21 protein-coding genes are annotated in these 17,609 nt (G+C 73.3%); 9 read left to right on the forward strand and 12 right to left on the reverse strand.

The window, feature by feature from the left end; all coding sequences use genetic code 11:
• Positions 1-62: 62 nt before the first annotated feature.
• The 4 genes from HCN52_RS12375 (at position 63) to HCN52_RS12390 (ending at position 2,446) form a co-directional block, all read left to right on the forward strand.
• Positions 63-230, forward strand: coding sequence for a hypothetical protein (locus HCN52_RS12375; RefSeq protein ID WP_168088483.1), 168 nt, complete (start codon positions 63-65; stop codon positions 228-230).
• Between the two features lies 1 nt (position 231).
• Positions 232-1,011 carry an HAD-IIA family hydrolase gene (locus HCN52_RS12380; RefSeq protein ID WP_168088484.1) on the forward strand — a complete coding sequence of 260 codons (780 nt, stop codon included), beginning with the start codon at positions 232-234 and terminating at the stop codon, positions 1,009-1,011.
• A gap of 138 nt (positions 1,012-1,149) precedes the next feature.
• On the forward strand, positions 1,150-1,764 hold the full coding sequence (locus tag HCN52_RS12385) for a hypothetical protein (protein ID WP_168088485.1): 615 nt from the start codon (positions 1,150-1,152) through the stop codon (positions 1,762-1,764).
• Entirely contained in the window at positions 1,754-2,446 is a 693-nt protein-coding gene (locus HCN52_RS12390; RefSeq protein ID WP_168088486.1) for a class F sortase, read from the forward strand. The genes HCN52_RS12385 and HCN52_RS12390 overlap by 11 nt, the downstream gene beginning before the upstream one ends.
• A gap of 74 nt (positions 2,447-2,520) precedes the next feature.
• Here the strand turns inward: HCN52_RS12390 and HCN52_RS12395 are convergent, their stop codons facing one another.
• Complete coding sequence (locus tag HCN52_RS12395) at positions 2,521-2,901, reverse strand: winged helix-turn-helix transcriptional regulator (RefSeq protein WP_168088487.1); 381 nt, start codon at positions 2,899-2,901, stop codon at positions 2,521-2,523.
• Positions 2,902-3,047: 146 nt separating this feature from the next.
• Here HCN52_RS12395 and HCN52_RS12400 point away from each other — a divergent pair, with 146 nt between their 5' ends.
• On the forward strand, positions 3,048-3,455 hold the full coding sequence (locus tag HCN52_RS12400; RefSeq protein WP_168088488.1) for a RidA family protein: 408 nt from the start codon (positions 3,048-3,050) through the stop codon (positions 3,453-3,455).
• A 98-nt stretch (positions 3,456-3,553) separates the two neighbouring features.
• Here the strand turns inward: HCN52_RS12400 and rdgB are convergent, their stop codons facing one another.
• The 4 genes from rdgB to HCN52_RS12420 form a co-directional block, all read right to left on the reverse strand.
• Complete coding sequence (gene rdgB / locus HCN52_RS12405; RefSeq protein ID WP_168088489.1) at positions 3,554-4,153, reverse strand: RdgB/HAM1 family non-canonical purine NTP pyrophosphatase; 600 nt, start codon at positions 4,151-4,153, stop codon at positions 3,554-3,556.
• A 108-nt stretch (positions 4,154-4,261) separates the two neighbouring features.
• The gene (gene rph, locus HCN52_RS12410; protein WP_168088490.1) at positions 4,262-4,993 is read right to left on the reverse strand and encodes a ribonuclease PH; all 732 of its coding nucleotides are present in this window, start codon (positions 4,991-4,993) and stop codon (positions 4,262-4,264) included.
• Between the two features lie 110 nt (positions 4,994-5,103).
• The gene (locus HCN52_RS12415) at positions 5,104-5,886 is read right to left on the reverse strand and encodes an MBL fold metallo-hydrolase (RefSeq protein WP_168088501.1); all 783 of its coding nucleotides are present in this window, start codon (positions 5,884-5,886) and stop codon (positions 5,104-5,106) included.
• Between the two features lie 211 nt (positions 5,887-6,097).
• Positions 6,098-7,333 carry an alanine racemase gene (locus tag HCN52_RS12420; RefSeq protein WP_168088491.1) on the reverse strand — a complete coding sequence of 412 codons (1,236 nt, stop codon included), beginning with the start codon at positions 7,331-7,333 and terminating at the stop codon, positions 6,098-6,100.
• A 371-nt stretch (positions 7,334-7,704) separates the two neighbouring features.
• Here HCN52_RS12420 and HCN52_RS12425 point away from each other — a divergent pair, with 371 nt between their 5' ends.
• Together HCN52_RS12425 and HCN52_RS12430 are read left to right on the forward strand one after the other, a co-directional pair.
• Positions 7,705-8,307 carry a TetR/AcrR family transcriptional regulator gene (locus HCN52_RS12425; protein ID WP_245175080.1) on the forward strand — a complete coding sequence of 201 codons (603 nt, stop codon included), beginning with the start codon at positions 7,705-7,707 and terminating at the stop codon, positions 8,305-8,307.
• Between the two features lie 247 nt (positions 8,308-8,554).
• Complete coding sequence (locus HCN52_RS12430; RefSeq protein ID WP_168088493.1) at positions 8,555-9,883, forward strand: D-arabinono-1,4-lactone oxidase; 1,329 nt, start codon at positions 8,555-8,557, stop codon at positions 9,881-9,883.
• Positions 9,884-10,078: 195 nt separating this feature from the next.
• Here the strand turns inward: HCN52_RS12430 and HCN52_RS12435 are convergent, their stop codons facing one another.
• The 7 genes from HCN52_RS12435 to clpS all read right to left on the reverse strand — a co-directional run bounded on the left by HCN52_RS12435 (position 10,079) and on the right by clpS (position 15,274).
• Entirely contained in the window at positions 10,079-11,029 is a 951-nt protein-coding gene (locus HCN52_RS12435; RefSeq protein WP_168088494.1) for a PLP-dependent cysteine synthase family protein, read from the reverse strand.
• Complete coding sequence (locus tag HCN52_RS12440; protein WP_168088495.1) at positions 11,029-11,307, reverse strand: MoaD/ThiS family protein; 279 nt, start codon at positions 11,305-11,307, stop codon at positions 11,029-11,031. Before HCN52_RS12440 ends, HCN52_RS12435 begins: the two co-directional genes overlap by 1 nt.
• Positions 11,308-11,368: 61 nt before the next feature.
• Complete coding sequence (locus tag HCN52_RS26185; RefSeq protein ID WP_312876663.1) at positions 11,369-11,488, reverse strand: putative leader peptide; 120 nt, start codon at positions 11,486-11,488, stop codon at positions 11,369-11,371.
• A gap of 105 nt (positions 11,489-11,593) precedes the next feature.
• Positions 11,594-12,025 carry a M67 family metallopeptidase gene (locus HCN52_RS12445; RefSeq protein ID WP_168088496.1) on the reverse strand — a complete coding sequence of 144 codons (432 nt, stop codon included), beginning with the start codon at positions 12,023-12,025 and terminating at the stop codon, positions 11,594-11,596.
• Positions 12,026-12,111: 86 nt separating this feature from the next.
• Complete coding sequence (locus HCN52_RS12450) at positions 12,112-13,686, reverse strand: alanine/glycine:cation symporter family protein (RefSeq protein WP_168088497.1); 1,575 nt, start codon at positions 13,684-13,686, stop codon at positions 12,112-12,114.
• Between the two features lie 704 nt (positions 13,687-14,390).
• Positions 14,391-14,981, reverse strand: a complete 591-nt coding sequence (locus HCN52_RS12455) for a DUF2017 domain-containing protein (RefSeq protein ID WP_168088498.1) — start codon at positions 14,979-14,981, stop codon at positions 14,391-14,393.
• Positions 14,981-15,274 (reverse strand): ATP-dependent Clp protease adapter ClpS, encoded by a 294-nt coding sequence (gene clpS / locus HCN52_RS12460; RefSeq protein ID WP_209312966.1) that lies wholly within the window; start codon positions 15,272-15,274, stop codon positions 14,981-14,983. The genes HCN52_RS12455 and clpS overlap by 1 nt, the downstream gene beginning before the upstream one ends.
• 173 nt (positions 15,275-15,447) lie before the next feature.
• On the opposite strand from clpS, the gene HCN52_RS12465 reads away from it, so the two are divergent.
• Positions 15,448-16,797, forward strand: a complete 1,350-nt coding sequence (locus tag HCN52_RS12465) for a nicotinate phosphoribosyltransferase (protein ID WP_168088499.1) — start codon at positions 15,448-15,450, stop codon at positions 16,795-16,797.
• Positions 16,798-16,957: 160 nt separating this feature from the next.
• Entirely contained in the window at positions 16,958-17,548 is a 591-nt protein-coding gene (locus tag HCN52_RS12470) for an isochorismatase family protein (RefSeq protein WP_168088500.1), read from the forward strand.
• Positions 17,549-17,609: the final 61 nt, after the last annotated feature.

A 17,609-nucleotide genomic window follows, 5' to 3' on the forward strand; every position in this document is an offset into this window, starting at 1 on the left:
GCGGGAGCGGCGGGCAACTGACAGACTGTGCGCAACGAAGAGTCGATCACGGAGGCAGTGCGGTGTCGGAAGCCAAGAAGGCAGCCCCGGGTTCCGCGGAGATCGCGGCCCCGCTCGAACGCGCGCTGGAATACCCTGTGGTCAGCGGGCTGCTCCGGCGAGCAGCCGCCCGGCCCTCCGGGACGCGGCTGCGGCCGCCGCCGCCCGACGCGTACGGCAGGAGTCCTTGACGTGGCAGAGCGCAAGCCGATCGAGTCCTGGCTGACCGACATGGACGGTGTCCTCATCCACGAGGGCGTGCCGATCCCCGGCGCAGACCGGTTCATCACCCGGCTCCGGGAGTCCGGCAAGCCGTTCCTGGTGCTGACCAACAACTCGATCTACACCCCGCGCGACCTGCACGCCCGGCTCAGCCGGATGGGGTTGGAGGTTCCGGTCGAGAACATCTGGACCTCCGCCCTGGCGACGGCGCAGTTCCTGGACGACCAGCGCCCCGGCGGCACCGCCTACGTCATCGGCGAGGCCGGTCTGACCACCGCACTCCACGACATCGGCTACATCCTCACCGACACCGCCCCCGACTACGTGGTGCTCGGGGAGACCCGCACCTACAGCTTCGAGGCGCTCACCAAGGCGATCCGGCTGATCAAGGACGGCGCCCGCTTCATCGCGACCAACCCCGACGAGACGGGCCCCTCGACCGAGGGGGTGCTCCCCGCCACCGGGTCGGTCGCGGCGCTGATCACCAAGGCGACCGGCCGCGACCCCTACTTCGTGGGCAAGCCCAACCCGCTGATGATGCGCGCCGGGCTCAACGCCATCGGCGCCCATTCGGAGTCCAGCGCCATGATCGGCGACCGCATGGACACCGACGTGCTCGCCGGGCTGGAGGCCGGGATGGAGACCTTCCTGGTGCTGACGGGGGTCACCGGCCCCGGCGACGTGGACCGGCACCCGTTCCGGCCGTCGACCATCGTCGACTCCATCGCGGACCTCGTGGACCGCGTCTGACCCCCCGTCGCTCCGATCGCGCCGACCCCGACCGGCCGGCGCAATCGGAGCGACGAACGGCGTAACGGGACCGCGCAGCGGATGCGCGTCACGCGCGGGCGGGTGACCTTCGGAACGTACCGAACCGGAGGTTCCGCCATGGGTATCGCCCACCCCGTCCCGCTCGCCCTGTGCTCCGCCGCCGTCGCCGCGCTGCTGGCGGCCGGCGGCACCGCCGCCGCGTCCCCCTCGCCGCAGCCCGAGCCCGAGGAGTACGGCCACGGCCGCCACCACACGGTGGACGTCCGGCTCTCCCCGCTGACCCCGCGCCCCGGCGACGACGTGGAGGTGCGGGTCAAGGGGTGCGAGAAGCACCACGAGGCGACCGCGCACTCCGAGGCGTTCGTCGCCGAGGTCCCGCTGGGACGCGCCGGGGGCGGACTGTTCGGCGAGGGACGGGTCTCCTCGTCGATCGCCCCCGGCGTGTACCCGGTCGACGTCTCGTGCGACGGCCGGGAGCGCGCGGGTACCGCCAAGCTGGTCGTGGTCGCCCACGACAAGGACCGCACCCACCACCCCGCGCGGCCGACGGCGCCGGTGCCCGCGGGCGGCGGGGGCACGGCAGAGGACGAGAACCTCGCCGGTGCCGGCGCCCCGGCGGCGGGCTCGGAGGTGGCCGCCCCGTTCGGGGTGACCCTGCTGGCCGGCGGGCTGCTGGCGGGGGCGGTGGTCGTCGCCGCCCGACGGCGGCGGGGCGGCGCCGATGGAGACTGAGCCCCGCACCTCCGGCGGCGGCCGGCTGCTGACCGCCGTGGCCTGGGCGATGGTCCTGGTGGCGCTCTGGGCGTGGGGCGTGCGGCTGACCGGCGGCTCGGACGGCTCCGGGCTCCTGGCGGGCGGCACCCGCGGGCAGTTGAGCGACGGCCGGCTGCTGCCGCCGCCCCTGGAGCCGCTCACCGGCGCGGCGGTCCCGACCGCGGTGGAGATCGGCTCGATAGGGGTGAGCGCGGACGTGATCCCGCGCGGGGTGGAGAGCGGCGGCGGAGTCGAGCCGCCGCCGTACGAGGCCGCCGACATCGCGGGCTGGTACGACGGCGGGCCCGCGCCCGGCGCGGCCGGCGCGGCGGTGCTGGTGGGCCATGTGGACACCGAGACGGCCCCGGCCGTCTTCTACGGACTGAGCGCGGTCAGCCCCGGGAGCGAGGTGTCGGTGGCGCGCTCCGACGGCACCACGGCGACCTTCACCGTGGAGCGCGTGGACGTGGTCGAGCGCGAGGAGTTCGACGCGGGGTCGGTGTACGGGGCGCACGACCCGCGCCGCGCCGAGCTGCGGCTGATCACCTGCGGCGGCACGTTCGACCGCGAGCGCGGGACCTACTCGGCCAACGTGGTGGTCTCCGCCTATCTCACCGGCACCGGAGGAGCAGGGGGCCCGGCGGGCCACCGGGCGGTGTGACCGGCGGGCCGGCCGGCGCGCGGCTCGGAGCACGGGGCAGACCCGGCGCCGGATCGGCTCGCGTCGGATGCGGCTCAGCCCTCGAACCGTCGCCGGGACTCCTCGATGTGGCCGAGGTGGCGGTGGGTCCAGTCGCACAGCGCGTGCACCCGGGTGCGCAGGTCCTGGCCCGGCCCGGTCAGCGTGTACTCCACGCGGGGCGGGACGGTCGCGTGCACCGTCCGCTCCACCAGGCCGTACCTCTCCAGCATGCGGAGGTTCTGGGTGAGCATCTTGTGGCTGATGCCCTCGATGGCGTCGCGCAGCTCGCTGAAGCGATGGGTGCGCTCCCCCAGCAGGTCGATGATCAGCATCGCCCACTTGTTGGCGACGTCGGAGAAGATCTCCCGCCCCAGCGAGTCGGCGCGGGTGATGTCGGCGTCCTCCGGCGAGCCGGTGTACTGCGTGGTTCCCACCAGGTTACCCAGTTTCCGAAAAGTGCGTTCTTCCATGTCAGCCCGGAGTTTCCTACGGTTTCCGAGTAACCGCAAGAGACCACGGGGACGTGGTCGCGAGGACGCGGGCGCCGGGCGACCGGGCCCGCCCGCAGAAGGAGCAGCGCATGCCCGTCACCCTGGTCCAGCCCGAAGGGCTCCCCGACGCGGGTGTCTACCGCCACGTCTCGGTCGCCACCGGCTCCCGGACGGTGCACGTCGCCGGGCAGGTCTCCTGGGACGCCGAGGGAAGGACCGTCGGTGCGGGCGACCTCGCCGCCCAGGTGGTGCAGTGCTACCGCAACGTCGGCACGGCGCTCGCCTCGGTCGGCGCCGGCTTCGACGACGTGGTGCGGCTGCGGGTGTACGCGGTCGACTGGACGCCCGAGCGGATGCCGGAGCTGCTGGCGGGCATCGAGCGGGCCGCGGCGGAGCTCGGGTTCACCCCCGGGCCACCGGCCTCGCTGATCGGCGTCGCGGCGCTGGACGTGCCGGACCACCTGGTGGAGATCGAGGCGACAGCCGTCCTCGACTGACGCCGGCGCCGTCGGGAAGCGCGCCTCCGCGACGGCGCCGGGCGCCGAGAGCCGGGCGCCGGGCGCCGAGAGTCGGGCGCCGGGCGCCGAGAGCCGGGTCAGAGCAGCGGCAGGATGACCGGCGCCAGGTCGCGGAAGGCACGCCCCCGATGGCTGATGGCGTTCTTCTCCTCCGGCGAGAGCTCGGCGCAGGTCCGGCTCTCGCCCTCGGGCTGCAGGATCGGGTCGTATCCGAAGCCGTTCGGCCCGGCGGGCTCGCGGCGCAGCGTTCCCGCCAGCCGGCCCTCGACGACGCGCTCCGTCCCGTCGGGCAGGGCGAACGCGGCGGCGCACGCGAAGTACGCCCCGCGGTGCGGGTCGTCGATCTCGGAGAGCTGCGCGAGCAGCAGGTTCAGGTTGGCGGGGTCGTCGCCGTGACGACCGGCCCAGCGGGCGGAGAAGATGCCGGGCGCGCCGCCCATGACGTCCACGCAGAGCCCGGAGTCGTCGGCGATGGCGGGGAGCCCGGTGGCGGTCGCGAGGGCGTGCGCCTTGAGCAGGGCGTTCTCGGCGAAGGTGGTCCCGGTCTCCTTGACGTCGGGGACCTCGGGGAAGGCGTCGGCGCCGGTCAGTTCGGCGGTGATGCCGGCGGCGGCCAGGATGGCGCGCAGCTCGGTGACCTTGTGGGCGTTGCGGGTGGCGAGTACGAGTTGCTGCATGGCCGCGATTATCGCGGTCCCGCGGCCGGTCCGCGGCGCGGGCCCCGGTGGACCGCCGCGTCCCGCCGTGGCGGCGGTGCGGCGGCCCGGCCGGGACCGGCCCCGGTGTCAGCCCGCGGACTCCAGCGCGGCGGCCTGCGCCAGCGCCAGCTCGCCGCAGCCGGCGGCGGCCAGGTCCAGCAGCGCGTTCAGCTCGCGGCGGTCGAAGGGGGCTCCCTCGGCGGTGCCCTGCACCTCGACGAAGCGGCCGTCGTCGGTGCAGACCACGTTCATGTCGGTCTCGGCGCGCACGTCCTCCTCGTAGCAGAGGTCGAGCAGCGGGACGCCGTCCACGATGCCGACGCTGACGGCCGAGACGCCGCCCGCCAGCGGCTTGGCGCCGGCTTTGACGAGCTTCTTCGCCCGGGCCCAGGCGACGGCGTCGGCGAGAGCGACGTAGGCGCCGGTGATGGCGGCGGTGCGGGTGCCGCCGTCGGCCTGCAGGACGTCGCAGTCCAGCACCACGGTGTTCTCGCCGAGGGCGCGGGTGTCGACGACGGCGCGCAGCGAACGGCCGATGAGCCGGGAGATCTCGTGCGTGCGGCCGCCGATCTTGCCGCGGACCGACTCGCGGTCGCCGCGGGTGTTGGTCGCACGCGGCAGCATCGCGTACTCGCCGGTCACCCAGCCCTCGCCGCTGCCCCGACGCCAGCGGGGCACCCCCTCGGTGAAGGAGGCGGTGCACAGCACCTTGGTGTCACCGAACGAGACCAGGACGGACCCTTCGGCGTGCTTGCTCCAGGCGCGTTCGATCGTGACGGGTCGGAGCTGTTCGGGGGTTCGGCCATCGATGCGAGACATGGTGGGGAGCCTAGTCGCTGCCCACCGACGGCCGGCACCGACCGCGCGGCTCGCGGGGACCGGTGGGGCGGCGGTGCGCAGCCGCCCGGGCCGGGTCGCGGCGTCCGGCGTCACCCGCGGGGCAGCGCTCCGGCGGGGTGGGGGTGGTAGACGGCGCCGGGCCGGGCCAGCTCCGTCGGCCCGTCGTAGGCGGCCCGGGCGTGGCGGAGGTTGAGACCGGCGTCGGTCCACGGCGGCACGTGCGTCAGCACCAGCGAGCCGGCGCGTGACCGGGCCGCGCACTCCCCCGCCTCACGTCCGGTCATGTGGACCTCGGGCAGGTTCTCGCGGCCGTCGACGAAGGACGCCTCGCAGAGCAACAGGTCGGTGTCGCGCGCCAGTTCGTCGAGCGCCTGGCAGGGACCGCTGTCGCCGGAGTAGGTGAGGGCGGTGCCGCGGTGCTCCACCCGGAAGCCGTAGGCCTCGACGGGGTGGCGCATCAGCGCCGTCCGGAGCGTGAGCGGCCCGAGGGTGAACTCGTCGCCGTGGGCGAGGGTGCGGAAGTCGAAGACCTCGCTCATCGACTTCTCGGTCGGGGTGTCGGCGTAGGCCGTGACCAGCCGTTCCTCGGTGCCGGCGGGCCCGTAGACAGGGATGGGGCGGCAGCGGCCGCCCTCGTGCCGGTAGTAGCGGGCGACGAAGTAGCCGCACATGTCGATGAAGTGGTCGGGATGGAGATGGCTGATGACCACGGCGTCGATGTCGTACAGCCCGGAGTACTTCTGGAGCTCGCCGAGGGCACCGTTGCCCAGGTCCAGCAGCAGTCGGTAGCCCTCGGCCTCGATGAGGTAGCTGGAGCAGGCCGAGTCCGCGGACGGGAACGACCCCGAACAGCCGACAACGGTGAGCTTCATGAGGGGGTGGACCTCCGTGATGGGGTTCATCGACTGTAAGTCGCGAACCGGCGCCACGCCCCTTCAGCGGCTTGGGGTGTGGGCGGAATCACCAGCGAATCACCGGCTCGGGGGACACCGGTGTGACGGCGCGCACGCGCGGCGTGCCGCACCGGCGCCCGGCGGCCTCGCAGCGGCGGTACCGGCCGCGCCGCGTCCGCGCCCGCGGCACTCAGAGGAAGGCGCGGCCCTCGCCCCGGTAGGTCGGCACCTCGTCGACGACCCGGTCGCCGGCCACCAGGTGGAAGGTGTTGATCCGCTCCGCCAGCTCGCCGGCCTTGGCGTGGCGGAACCAGACCCGCTCCCCCAGCGCCAGGGCGTCCGCCGCGGCGCCGAACAGCGGGGTCTGCACCTCGCCGGCGCCCTCGGTGGCGCTGTAGCCGAGGTGGGGCGGGTGCGCCGGGCGCGGCAGCCGGTCGGTGCCGGGGGCGCCGGAGGCGGTCCACCCGCCGCCGAGCACGGTGACGACGCCCCGGCCCGGGCGCCGCACCACCGGCAGCGCGAAGAAGGCGGCCGGTTGCGGGGTGAAGGCGCGGTAGGTGTCGAACAGCAGCGGCGCGTACAGCCCGGAGCCGGCGGCCACCTCGGTGACGGCCGGTTCGGCTGCGGTCCGCTCCAGGCTGCCGGTGCCGCCGCCGTTGACGAACTCCAGGTCGGCGACGGCGCGGACCGCGGCGACGGCGGTCGCGCGGCGCTCCCGCAGCTCCGCCGCGGAGACGCGTTGCAGCGCCCGCACCGCGAGACCGCGGGCGAGCGCGGCGGGCCCGCCGCCGGGCGCGTCGCCGACGCCCGCGATCTGCGCCTCGTAGGCCATCAGCCCGACCAGCCGCAGCCCCGGGCGTGAGACGACGGCCCGTGCCAGCGCCGCGAGCGCCCCGGGGCTGTGGACCGGGGAGCGCCTCACGCCCAGGTGGACGCGGCCGCCGAGGGGCCGGTAGGAGGCGTCGAGCTCCAGGCAGACCCGCAGCGGGCGGTCGGGCGCGGGACGTGCGGTGGCGAGGACGAGGTCGAGCTGCTCCACCGAGTCGACCATCAGCGTCACCCGGGCGGCGAGCTTCTCGTCCCCGGCGAGGCGGCGCAGCGCCGTGCGGTCGGCGGTCGGGTAGCCGACGACGACGTCCTCGTGGTGCTCGGCGAGCCAGAGCGCCTCGGGGAGGGTGAAGGCGAGCACACCGCGGAAGCCGTCGACGTCCAGCGAGTGGGCGAGCAGCCGTCGGCAGCGCAGCGACTTGCTCGCGACCCGGATCGGCTTGCCGAGCGAACGGCGCACCAGGGAGCGCTCGTTGGCACGGTAGGCATTGAGGTCGACGACGGCGAACGGGGGTTCGAGGTCGGCGGTCGCCCGGGTGAGACGCCCGAACCGGTCGTCGGCCGGCGCGTGTTCGCGCGCCGCGCGGGTCTGGTTCATCGTGCCCCCCTGGTGCGGTGGGTCGGGCGCCCCACGGTAGCGGGCGCGCCGGGGCGGGTGGACGGGTATCGGCCGGTGCCACGGGTGTGCCCCGTGGGCGCCGCGCGACGCGTGGGGGCGGGGAGCGATAATCGGCCGAGCGGGAGCGCGAGCCAGGGTGCGGCGGTCGGTGCGCCGGAACGCGTACCGCTGTCGCGGTGCCCGCCCGCGTTCCCGGGCCCGCGCGCCGGTCGGTGTGCGACGCCGGCCACCGGGTGGCGCGGCCGCGGGTCGCGGGGCGGCGGAGGGTCCGGTGCCCCGGGCGGGGCGGGCCGTGTCGGCGGACCCCGCGGGCCGGGACCGGCCGGGAAGGAGGCACCGCGGTGCCGAGGATGAGCGCGGCGGAACGGCGGCGGGAGCTGGTGGAGGCGACCGTCCGGCTGATGGTCCGCGAGGGCGTCCCGGCGGTGACCACCCGTGCCGTGGTGGCCGAGGCCGGTATGACGCTCGGAACGTTCCACTACTGCTTCGCCTCCAAGCGCGAGTTGCTGAGGGAGGTCACGGCGGTCCTTGTGGACCGCGAGGCGCGGGCGAGCCTGGCGGCGGTGGAGCCGGGCGCCGGGGTGCGCGCGACGGTGGCGGGAGCCTTGGAGGCGTTCCTGACGGTGGTGCGCGAACGGCCCCTGGAGCAGCAGGCGTTGCTGGAACTGACGCAGTACGCGCTGCGAACGGGGGGCGAGGAGGATCTCGCGGTCCTCCAGTACGACACCTACCGCCGGGCGGCGGCGAGGGTGGTCTCCTCGGTGGCGCGGAGCTGCGGCATCGTGTGGACGGTCCCGGAGCCGCTGGTCGCCCGGACGGTCGTCGGCATGCTGGACGGGCTCACCGTGGCGCTGCTGGTGGACGGGGACGAGACCGCCGCCCGGCAGCAGGTCGGCGTGCTGGCCGACTGCCTCGCAGGGCTGACGCGTCCCGCCCCGGACGGCGACGCCTGACGCGCCGGCGTTCCGGGGCCGCGCCCGGCCCCGGAACGGCCCGGAACAGCTCCGGATCCGCCCCGGAACGACCGGAACTGGTGCACTCGACTTGGACAGTTGACTTACCACGTGGCGCGGACCACACTGACGCCACCGCGCCACTCCCCCGTCCTGGCGTGCGAGCGGCGGGAGTGGCGCGGCTCGACCACGCCTCGGCGCGTGCACGGCCGGGGTGCCACCCGCGGCCGGAAGGGCGGTCGATCCGATGACGGGCACCGCGTGGCAGAACTGGTCCGGCACCGCGACGGCGCGACCGGCCCGCGTGGTCCACCCGTCCGACATCGACGAGTTGGTCGCCGTCGTGCGGACCGCGTACCGCCAGGGGCAGCGCGTCAAGGCGGTCGGCAGCGGCCACTCCTTCACCCCGGTCGCCGTCACGGACGGGGTCCAGCTGGTGCTGGACCGGCTGGACGCGGTGGCGGCCGTGGACCCGGCGACCCGGCTGGTGACCGTCGAGGCGGGCCTGCCGCTGCACCGGCTCAACCGCGCGCTGGACGCGCACGGGTTGGCGCTGCGGAACATGGGCGACATCGACCGCCAGACCGTGGCGGGCGCCCTCTCCACCGGCACCCACGGCACGGGGCGGGACTCCGGGGCGCTGGCCACCCAGGTGCACGCGCTCGAACTCGTCACGGCGGACGGCCGGTTGCTGCGCTGCTCCGCGACGGAGCGACCGGAGCTGTTCGCCGCCGCCCGCGTGGGGTTGGGCGCGCTGGGGGTACTGACGCGGGTCACGCTGCGGTGCGAACCCGCCTTCGACCTCTGCGCCGTCGAGGAGCCGATGCCGCTGGCGACGGTGCTCGCCGGTCTCGACCGGCTCGTCGCGGAGAACGAGCATGTCGAGTTCTACTGGTTCCCGCACACCGTCCGCACGCTCACCAAACGCAACAACCGGCCCCGCGACGGCGACGCGACCCGCCCGCTGCACCGGGCCCGGGGGTGGCTGGAGGACGAGTTCCTCTCCAACACCTGTTTCGAGCGGGTCAACCGGCTGGCGACGCTCCGGCCCGCCTGGGTCCCGGCACTGAACGCCGTCAGCGCCCGCGCGCTGTCCGCCCGCCGGTACCGCGGTGCCTCGCACCGGGTGTTCACCGCGCCGCGGCGGGTGGTGTTCCGGGAGATGGAGTACGCGCTGCCGCGCGAGGCGCTGCCGGAGGTCCTGGAGGAGGTGCGCCGCTGGGTGGACCGCTCCGGGGAGCGGATACCCTTCCCCGCCGAGATCCGGTTCACCCCGGCCGACGACGTCTGGCTCTCCACGGCCTACGGCCGCCCCACCGCCTATCTGGCGGTGCACCAGTACCACCGGCTGCCGCACGAGCGGTACTTCGCCGCGGTGGCGCGCGTCGCCGACGCGGCGGGCGGCCGGCCGCACTGGGGGAAGCTGCACCGGCTGGGGGTGGACGAGCTGACCGAACGCCACCCGCGTCTCACGGAGTTCCGTGCCGTACGAGCCGAACTGGACCCGCTGGGGCGGTTCTCCAACCCCTACCTCGACCGGGTGCTCGGCCCGGTCACCGGCGCCCCGGGCGGCTGACGTCGGGACGGGCCGCGCTGTCGCGCCCCGCTTCCTCGCCCGGCAGCGGCGCCGCGGCCGACGCGGGGCGGGCGACCCCGTGGTCGCACGGGCGCGGCGCCCCCGGTGTCCGGTGGCGCCGCGGCAGCGGGTCGCTCGGAGAGCGTTCTGTCCTGCCGGAGTCGCCTGACGACCCGAGCGGGACACAGCGCTCGTTCAGGCCCAGAGCTGACCCTGGAGCGTCTCCACCGCCTCCTCGGTGCTCGCGGCGGTGTAGACGCCGGTGGAGAGGTACTTCCACCCGCCGTCGGCCACCACGAAGGCAATGTCGGCGCTCTCCCCCGCGCGCTGCGCCCGCGCGGCGACACCCAGTGCGGCGTGCAGCACCGCGCCGGTGGAGATCCCGGCGAAGATGCCCTCCTGCGAGAGGAGTTCACGGGTACGCGCCACGGCGTCCGCCGATCCCACCGAGTAACGGGTGGTCAGCACCGACTCGTCGTACAGCTCGGGGACGAACCCCTCGTCGAGGTTGCGGAGCCCGTAGACCAGGTCGTCGTAGCGGGGCTCGGCGGCGACGATGCGGACCTCCGGCCGGTGCTCACGCAGGTACCGGCCCACCCCCATCAGGGTCCCGGTGGTGCCGAGCCCCGCGACGAAGTGGGTGACGGAGGGGAGGTCGGCGAGGATCTCGGGGCCGGTCGTGGCGTAGTGGGCACCGGCGTTGTCCGGGTTGCCGTACTGGTAGAGCATCACCCAGTCCGGATGGTCCGCCGACAGCTCCTTGGCGACCCGCACCGCGGTGTTGGAGCCGCCGGCGGCCGGCGAGGCGATGATCTCGGCACCCCACATGGCGAGCAGCTGCCGCCGCTCCTGCGAGGTGTTCTCCGGCATCACGCAGACGATCCGGTAGCCCTTGAGCCGGGCCGCCATCGCCAGGGAAATGCCGGTGTTGCCGCTGGTGGGTTCGAGGATGGTGCACCCGGGCGTGAGCCGCCCGTCCTTCTCGGCCTGCTCGATCATGTGGAGCGCGGGGCGGTCCTTGATCGAGCCGGTCGGGTTGCGGTCCTCCAGCTTCGCCCAGACCCGCACCTCGTCGGAGGGCGAGAGCCGCGGCAGCCGCACCAGAGGGGTGTTGCCGACCGCGGCCAGCGGCGAGTCGAAGCGCATCAGCGGGCGCCGCCGGCGACGGCGGGGAGGATGGTGACGCTGTCCCCGTCGGCCAGCTCGGTGTCGATGCCCTTCAGGAACCGCACGTCCTCGTCGTTGAGGTAGACGTTGACGAACCGGCGCAGTTCGCCGCCGTCCACCAGGCGCTCCCGGATCCCGGGGTGGCGGGACTCCAGGTCGGTGAAGAGCGCGGCGACGGTCTCCCCCTCGCCGGGCACCGCCTTCTGGCCGTCGGTGTAGGTGCGGAGGATGGTCGGGATGCGGACCTCGATGGCCATGGGTGTGCTCCTGGGTGACGAGTGTCGGGCTGGTCGGGGCGTGCGGTCGCGCCCGGCGGGTTCAGGCCGGGACGGCGGCGCTGCGCGTACACACGGCGCTCGCGAGGCGGCACAGATCGACGTGCAGGCGCGCCACGAGCAGGGTGCTCGGGGGCTCGATCATCACGTCGGTGTCAACCACGGGATCATCGTAGCGATTCCCGGGGCCGAAACCCGAGGGGTGTCCCGCCATGCGATCACCGCCGTCCCACCCACCGGACAGAGGCGGCACGGAGCGGCGAATCCATCACTCCGCGTAGCTGTCGACGACGCTGACCTCCTCCTCCGTCACCTCGCCGTCCACGATGCGGAACGAGCGGAAGGAGACCGGGCCGTCGTCGTTGCCGCACTCGGCGGTCGAGACCAGCACGTAGTGGGCGCCCGGCTCGCTCGCGAGGCTGATGTCGGTACGTGAGGGGTACGCCTCGGTGGCGGTGTGGGAGTGGTACACGACCACCGGCTCCTCGTCGCGGTCGTCCATCTCCCGGTACAGCCTCAGCAGGTCCGCGGAGTCGAACTCGTAGAACGTGGGCGAACGGGCCGCGTTGAGCATCGGGACGAACCGCTCGGGCCGGCCGCTGCCCTCGGGCCCGGCGACGATGCCGCACGCCTCGTCGGGGTGGTCACGGCGGGCGTGGGCCACGATCGCGTCGTGGAGTTGCTGGGTGATGGTGAGCATGGCGGCCAGCGTAGCCCGCACGAACACGTCCGCCCGGCTCCCTCCTCACGGGGAGGGAGCCGGGCGGACGCGCTGGGGCGGGCGGATCAGGCGGAGACGCCCGCCTTCTGTCCGAACGACTCGCCCTCGGCGGCCTCCGCCGCCTCGATCTCCTCCTCCGACTGCCCCGCTTCGCGGCGGCGGACGTACTCGAGGGTCTTGTTCAGCTCCCGCTTGATCACCGGCATCAGGAAGTAGAGGCCGAGGATGTTGAACAGGGCTGCCAGGAAGAGGAAGGCGTCGGTCATGCCCACCACCTGGTCCAGCGCCATGACCGCACCGATGACGATCATGAAGCAGAAGAGCAGCTTGTAGATGAGGTCGCTGGTCCTGCTCTTGCCGAAGAGGTAGTGCCAGGACTTCTGGCCGTAGTAGCTCCACGTGATCAGGGTGGAGAAGGCGAAGAGGATCACGGCTGCCACGAGGAAGCCGGTGAACCACGGCAGCGCCGTCTCGAAGGCGTCACGCGTGAGCAGGATGCCGGTGCCGGTGCCGGAGACCGCGCCGCCCTCGGCGACCGTCTCCCGGGCCTCCTGGTACATGGGGCCGTTGACGACGATGATGGTGAGCGCCGTCATGGTGCAGACGATCACGGTGTCGAAGAAGGGCTCCAGGAGCGCGACCAGGCCCTCGGTCGCGGGACGCTTGGTCTTCACGGCTGCGTGCGCGATCGGGGCCGAGCCGATGCCCGCCTCGTTGGAGAACGCGGCCCGCTGGAAGCCGACGATCAGGGCGCCGAGGATGCCGCCCGCGACCCCGGACGGGTTGAAGGCCTCCGTGAAGATGGTCGCGAACGCGCCGGGCACCGCGGTGAAGTTCATCAGGATGATGACGGAACAGGCCGCCACGTACATGATGCCCATCGCGGGGACGACGACCGAGGTGAGCTTGCCGATGTACCGGATGCCGCCCATCAGGACGACGAACACCACGACGGCGAAGAAGATGCCGTAGGCGAGGGCACCGGCGTTGCTGTCGAAGAAGCCGCCGGCCTCCGCGCCGAGGATGCTGGCGGACTGGTTGGACTGGAAGACGTTGCCGCCGAAGAAGGCGAACAGGAGGATCATCACCGGGGTCACTGCCGCCAGCACCATGCCGAGCTTGGGGCGGCCGATCTCGGCGAGCCCCTTGCGCAGGTACTGCATCGGCCCGCCGGAGACCGTGCCGTCCTCGTGGACCTCCCGGTACTTCACCCCCAGGGTGCACTCGGCGAACTTCGTCGCCATGCCGAGGAGGCCGCAGAGGATCATCCAGAAGACGGCACCGGGGCCACCGATCGAGATGGCGATGGCGACACCGGCGATGTTGCCGAGGCCGACGGTCCCGGAGAGCGCCGATGTCAGCGCCTGGAAGTGGGTCACCTCACCCGGCGCGCCGGGCTGGTCGTACTTCCCGCTGACCAGGCGCAGCGAGGTCCGCACGTGGCGCACCTGCGCGAAGCCGAAGTAGACGGTGAAGACCGCTCCCGCCACGACCAGCCACAACACGATGGGCATGATGTCGGCCCCACCGAGGTTGAACGAGAAGAACACGACGTCCTGCATGAATGTGGACACCGGCTCGACGATCTCGTCCACACGACCGGAGAACCGGTCGGCCCATGTCTGGGTCTCTTCTTCCATGAACAACCTCTGCTGATCGCTGCGGGGGACACCGAGTTCCGGCTCGTGCCGAACTCGTCCGTCCGAACGTCCACCCCGGGTCTCGGGGCGGAACGATTAACTGATGTGAGTTCCTATCACGCAGCACGATATGCAGACGTGATTGGTATCACACAATCTGATAACGGTACTTCGAGCACGCGCGACAAACCTCTTGTACCCACCCGAACAGCGCACGTCCCACACGGCCAGTCACCAAACCGCACACAAATGCACACTCTGCGTCACGCTTCGCTCGTCTCGACGAAACACGGGCAGAGATCGGGCACCCCCGACGGCCACTCGGTTATCCGCGTCGGCGCCGCCCATCGCATTCATCGGGAATGCCGGGAAAGCCACTCAGGAGCATCGCGAAAAACACACCTGTCGCGGCAGCACCGTAATCCGCGACGGTCCTGTTCATTCCCCGGCGGCGCTGACAGCCCGTGCGAGATCCCGCGCCGGATCGACTCGCGGCGCCGCCTGCCATCAGCTGCACCGCGGAGGGGCCCCACCCTGACACCGGGTTGCATACAAGCGTTCCCGGCGACGCAGCAGAGGGACGTGGCCGGTGCCGCGGGCCCGTCGCGGGGTCCCACACATGCACCGAGCCCCTCCGCCCCCGACGACAAGGGGGTGGAGGGGCTCGGTGCGGCCGGATCCTCGGCCGGCTCCCGGGCTCGGACCTACAGCGTCTCCACCAACGTCTCCTGGAGACCGCCCAGCCAGAGGTAGGCGAGTGCTATCGGCTTCACCGGGTCACCGTCGGGAAGGTCGAAGAGCCGGTCGGTGTCGTCGTCCTCCGAGATCTCCAACCGGGTACCGATGGCGAGCCGCAGGTCGTTGAGGGTGATCAGCCACCGCTGCGACTCCGCCGGCGACAGCCGCAGCTCGGCTCCGCCGGGCGCCGCGCCGTCGAGCGCGTCCAGGTCGCGAATGACGGCCAGGCCGTCCTCGCGCTTGCGCGCCCGCAGGTCGAGCTCGGTGTACCTCCGGAACTCCGAGGAGCGCCGCCCGTCCTCCTCGTCGGCCTTCTGGCCGGGCGCCCCGTAGGCGTCGGGGAAGAGCCGCGCCAGCACCGGGTCGGCGGGCGGCTCCGACGGCCCCTCCGCGAAGAGGGCGTCCAGCGGGTCCGCGGCGGCGTCGCCCTCACCCGGGCCGGGCCCGATCAGCTCCAGCAGCTGCGCGGTCAGACTTCGCAGGATGGAGATCTCCGCGGCATCCAACGAGATGCTCGCACCGGCCCCGTCCGCGGCGGGTTTGAAGTACCCCGACATCAGCGGTCCTGCGTCAGGGTCGCCCAGAGGCCGTACCCGTGCATCGCCTGCACGTCCCGCTCCATCTCCTCGCGACTCCCGGAGGAGACCACGGCGCGGCCCTTGTGGTGGACGTCGAGCATCAACTTCTTCGCCTTCTCCTTCGAGTACCCGAAGTACGCCTGGAACACGTACGTCACATAACTCATCAGGTTCACCGGGTCGTTGTGGACCAGGGTGATCCACGGGACGTCGGGCGCGGCGACCTCGGACGGCGCCTGTTCGGACTCGGTGCGCTCGATCTCCAGAGGCATGGCACTCACGGCTGTCGTCAACGCTCTCTCTTCGCAGGGTGAACCACCGCACACTCTCCCATGCTGCCACCGGTGGTCGCGCATCGCGCGGATCGCCCGGCAGCCGCACGGGGCACCGCTCCCACCGGGACGGGGTAATCGTCAGTTTGACGATATTGCGCTATGCTGGCCGTATGGACAGCACCAGCGCCCTACGTCCGCCGCACCAGGTCGACGTTCCCTCGACGGCGCTCTTCACGGACCACTACGAGCTGACGATGATCCAGGCGGCCCTGCGCGCCGGTACCGCGCACCGCCGCTCGGTCTTCGAGGCGTTCACCCGCCGACTCCCCGAGGGCCGCCGCTACGGCGTCGTCGCGGGGACCGGCCGCGCGCTGGAGGCCATCGAGAACTTCCGGTTCGAGCCGGCGATGCTGGAGTTCCTGCGCGAGCGCCGCGTCGTCGACGACCGGACGGTCGACTGGCTCGCCGACTACCGCTTCCGCGGCGACGTGCACGGCTACCCCGAGGGCGAGGTGTACTTCCCCGGCTCGCCCGTGCTGCGGGTGGAGGGCGGCTTCGCCGAGTGCGTCCTGCTGGAGACGGTGATCCTCTCCGTGCTCAACCACGACTCCGCCGTCGCCGCGGCGGCCTCCCGGATGTCGAGCGCCGCCGGCGGCCGGCCGCTCATCGAGATGGGCGCCCGCCGCACCCACGAGCTGGCGGCCGTCGCCGCCTCCCGCGCCGCCTACGTGGGCGGATTCGACTCCACCTCGGACCTGGCCGCCGGGTACCGGTGGGGGATCCCCACCGTCGGCACCAGCGCCCACGCGTTCACCCTCCTCCACGACAACGAGACCGACGCCTTCCGCGCGCAGGTGGACTCGTTGGGCGCCGGCACCACCCTGCTGGTCGACACCTACGACGTGACCGAGGCGGTGCGGATCGCCGTGGAGACGGCCGGACCCGAACTCGGCGCGGTCCGGATCGACTCCGGCGACCTGCTGCTCGTGGCGCACCGCGTCCGCCGCCAGCTCGACGAACTCGGCGCCCACGACACCCGGATCGTGGTCACCAGCGACCTCGACGAGTACGCCATCGCCTCGCTCGCCGCCGCCCCGGTGGACGCCTACGGCGTCGGGACGCAGCTGGTGACCGGCAGCGGGCACCCGACCTGCTCGATGGTGTACAAGCTGGTGGCGCGCGCCACCGGTGACGCGCCGGACGCCCCGCTCCACCCGGTCGCCAAGCGGTCCAGCGGCGGCAAGACCTCGATCGGCGGCGCGAAGTGGGCCGCCCGCCGCCCCGACGCCTCCGGGGTCCCGGAGGCGGAGGTGGTCGGCACCGGCGAGGTGCCCGCCGAGCTCGCGGACCACCTCATGCAGGTGGAGCTGGTGCGCGGCGGCGAGGTCGTCGGCCGCGAACCGCTGACCGCGGCACGGGAGCGGCATCTGCGCTCCCGGGAACGGCTCCCGCTCTCGGCGGCCCAGTTGTCGCGCGGCGAGGCGGTCCTGCCGACGGAGTACCTGACCGACCGGGGCTGACGCCCGCCGCCGGCGGGACGCCCCGGCCCCGCCCGTCGGCGGCGGGCGGGGACCCGCCTACTCTCGAACAACCGCACGAGGGTCCGGCAGGACCCGCCAGACCCGCCAGACCCGCCAGACCCGCCAGACCCGCCAGACCCGCCAGAAGGGGTGTCCCGTTATGCGTCGCGCACTCATCGTCGTCGATGTCCAGAACGACTTCTGCGAGGGAGGGAGCCTCGCCGTCTCCGGCGGGGCGGCCGTCGCCGCCGCTGTGGCCGAGCTCGTCCGGGCCCCGCAGTCGCCCTACGACCACGTCGTGGCGACCCGGGACCACCACGTGTCCCCCGGTGACCACTTCTCCGAGACCCCGGACTTCACGGACTCCTGGCCGGTGCACTGCGTCGCGGGAACGGCCGGTGCCGCCTTCCACCCCGCGTTCGCGCCCGTGGCCGCCTCGGCCGCGGTGGAGGCGTGCTTCGACAAGGGTGCGTACACGGCCGCCTACAGCGGGTTCGAGGGCGAGGACGCCGCCGGGGCGGGGCTCGCGGAGTGGCTGCGGGCGCGGGAGGTGACCGAGGTCGACGTGGTCGGCATCGCCACCGACCACTGCGTACGCGCCACCGCGCTGGACGCGGTGCGGGAGGGGTTCACCACCCGGGTGCTGCTGGACCACACGGCGGGCGTCTCGGCCCCCACCGTCGAGCGGGCCCTCGGCGAGCTGCGCGCCGCCGGGGTCGCCCTGGTCGGCGCCCCGACCGTCGCCGCCTGACACCCCTCGGGCGGGGCCGGTCGCCGAGCCCCTGCCCCGCCCGGCCGGGAGTGCCGGGCGG

This window comes from Streptomyces bohaiensis (assembly GCF_012033785.1).
GTDB classification, from domain to species: Bacteria; Actinomycetota; Actinomycetes; order Streptomycetales; family Streptomycetaceae; genus Streptomyces; species Streptomyces bohaiensis.

Bases quoted from the DNA above. Each gene is read 5' to 3' on its own strand.
- HCN52_RS12385 (WP_168088485.1), top strand. From the start codon at position 1,150: ATGGGTATCGCCCACCCCGTCCCGCTCGCCCTGTGCTCCGCCGCCGTC.
- HCN52_RS12390 (WP_168088486.1), top strand. From the start codon at position 1,754: ATGGAGACTGAGCCCCGCACCTCCGGCGGCGGCCGGCTGCTGACCGCC.
- HCN52_RS12400 (WP_168088488.1), top strand. From the start codon at position 3,048: ATGCCCGTCACCCTGGTCCAGCCCGAAGGGCTCCCCGACGCGGGTGTC.
- rdgB (WP_168088489.1), bottom strand. From the start codon at position 4,153: ATGCAGCAACTCGTACTCGCCACCCGCAACGCCCACAAGGTCACCGAG.
- rph (WP_168088490.1), bottom strand. From the start codon at position 4,993: ATGTCTCGCATCGATGGCCGAACCCCCGAACAGCTCCGACCCGTCACG.
- HCN52_RS12415 (WP_168088501.1), bottom strand. From the start codon at position 5,886: ATGAAGCTCACCGTTGTCGGCTGTTCGGGGTCGTTCCCGTCCGCGGAC.
- HCN52_RS12420 (WP_168088491.1), bottom strand. From the start codon at position 7,333: ATGAACCAGACCCGCGCGGCGCGCGAACACGCGCCGGCCGACGACCGG.
- HCN52_RS12425 (WP_245175080.1), top strand. From the start codon at position 7,705: ATGAGCGCGGCGGAACGGCGGCGGGAGCTGGTGGAGGCGACCGTCCGG.
- HCN52_RS12430 (WP_168088493.1), top strand. From the start codon at position 8,555: ATGACGGGCACCGCGTGGCAGAACTGGTCCGGCACCGCGACGGCGCGA.
- HCN52_RS12435 (WP_168088494.1), bottom strand. From the start codon at position 11,029: ATGCGCTTCGACTCGCCGCTGGCCGCGGTCGGCAACACCCCTCTGGTG.
- HCN52_RS12440 (WP_168088495.1), bottom strand. From the start codon at position 11,307: ATGGCCATCGAGGTCCGCATCCCGACCATCCTCCGCACCTACACCGAC.
- HCN52_RS12445 (WP_168088496.1), bottom strand. From the start codon at position 12,025: ATGCTCACCATCACCCAGCAACTCCACGACGCGATCGTGGCCCACGCC.
- HCN52_RS12450 (WP_168088497.1), bottom strand. From the start codon at position 13,686: ATGGAAGAAGAGACCCAGACATGGGCCGACCGGTTCTCCGGTCGTGTG.
- HCN52_RS12455 (WP_168088498.1), bottom strand. From the start codon at position 14,981: ATGTCGGGGTACTTCAAACCCGCCGCGGACGGGGCCGGTGCGAGCATC.
- clpS (WP_209312966.1), bottom strand. From the start codon at position 15,274: ATGCCTCTGGAGATCGAGCGCACCGAGTCCGAACAGGCGCCGTCCGAG.
- HCN52_RS12465 (WP_168088499.1), top strand. From the start codon at position 15,448: ATGGACAGCACCAGCGCCCTACGTCCGCCGCACCAGGTCGACGTTCCC.
- HCN52_RS12470 (WP_168088500.1), top strand. From the start codon at position 16,958: ATGCGTCGCGCACTCATCGTCGTCGATGTCCAGAACGACTTCTGCGAG.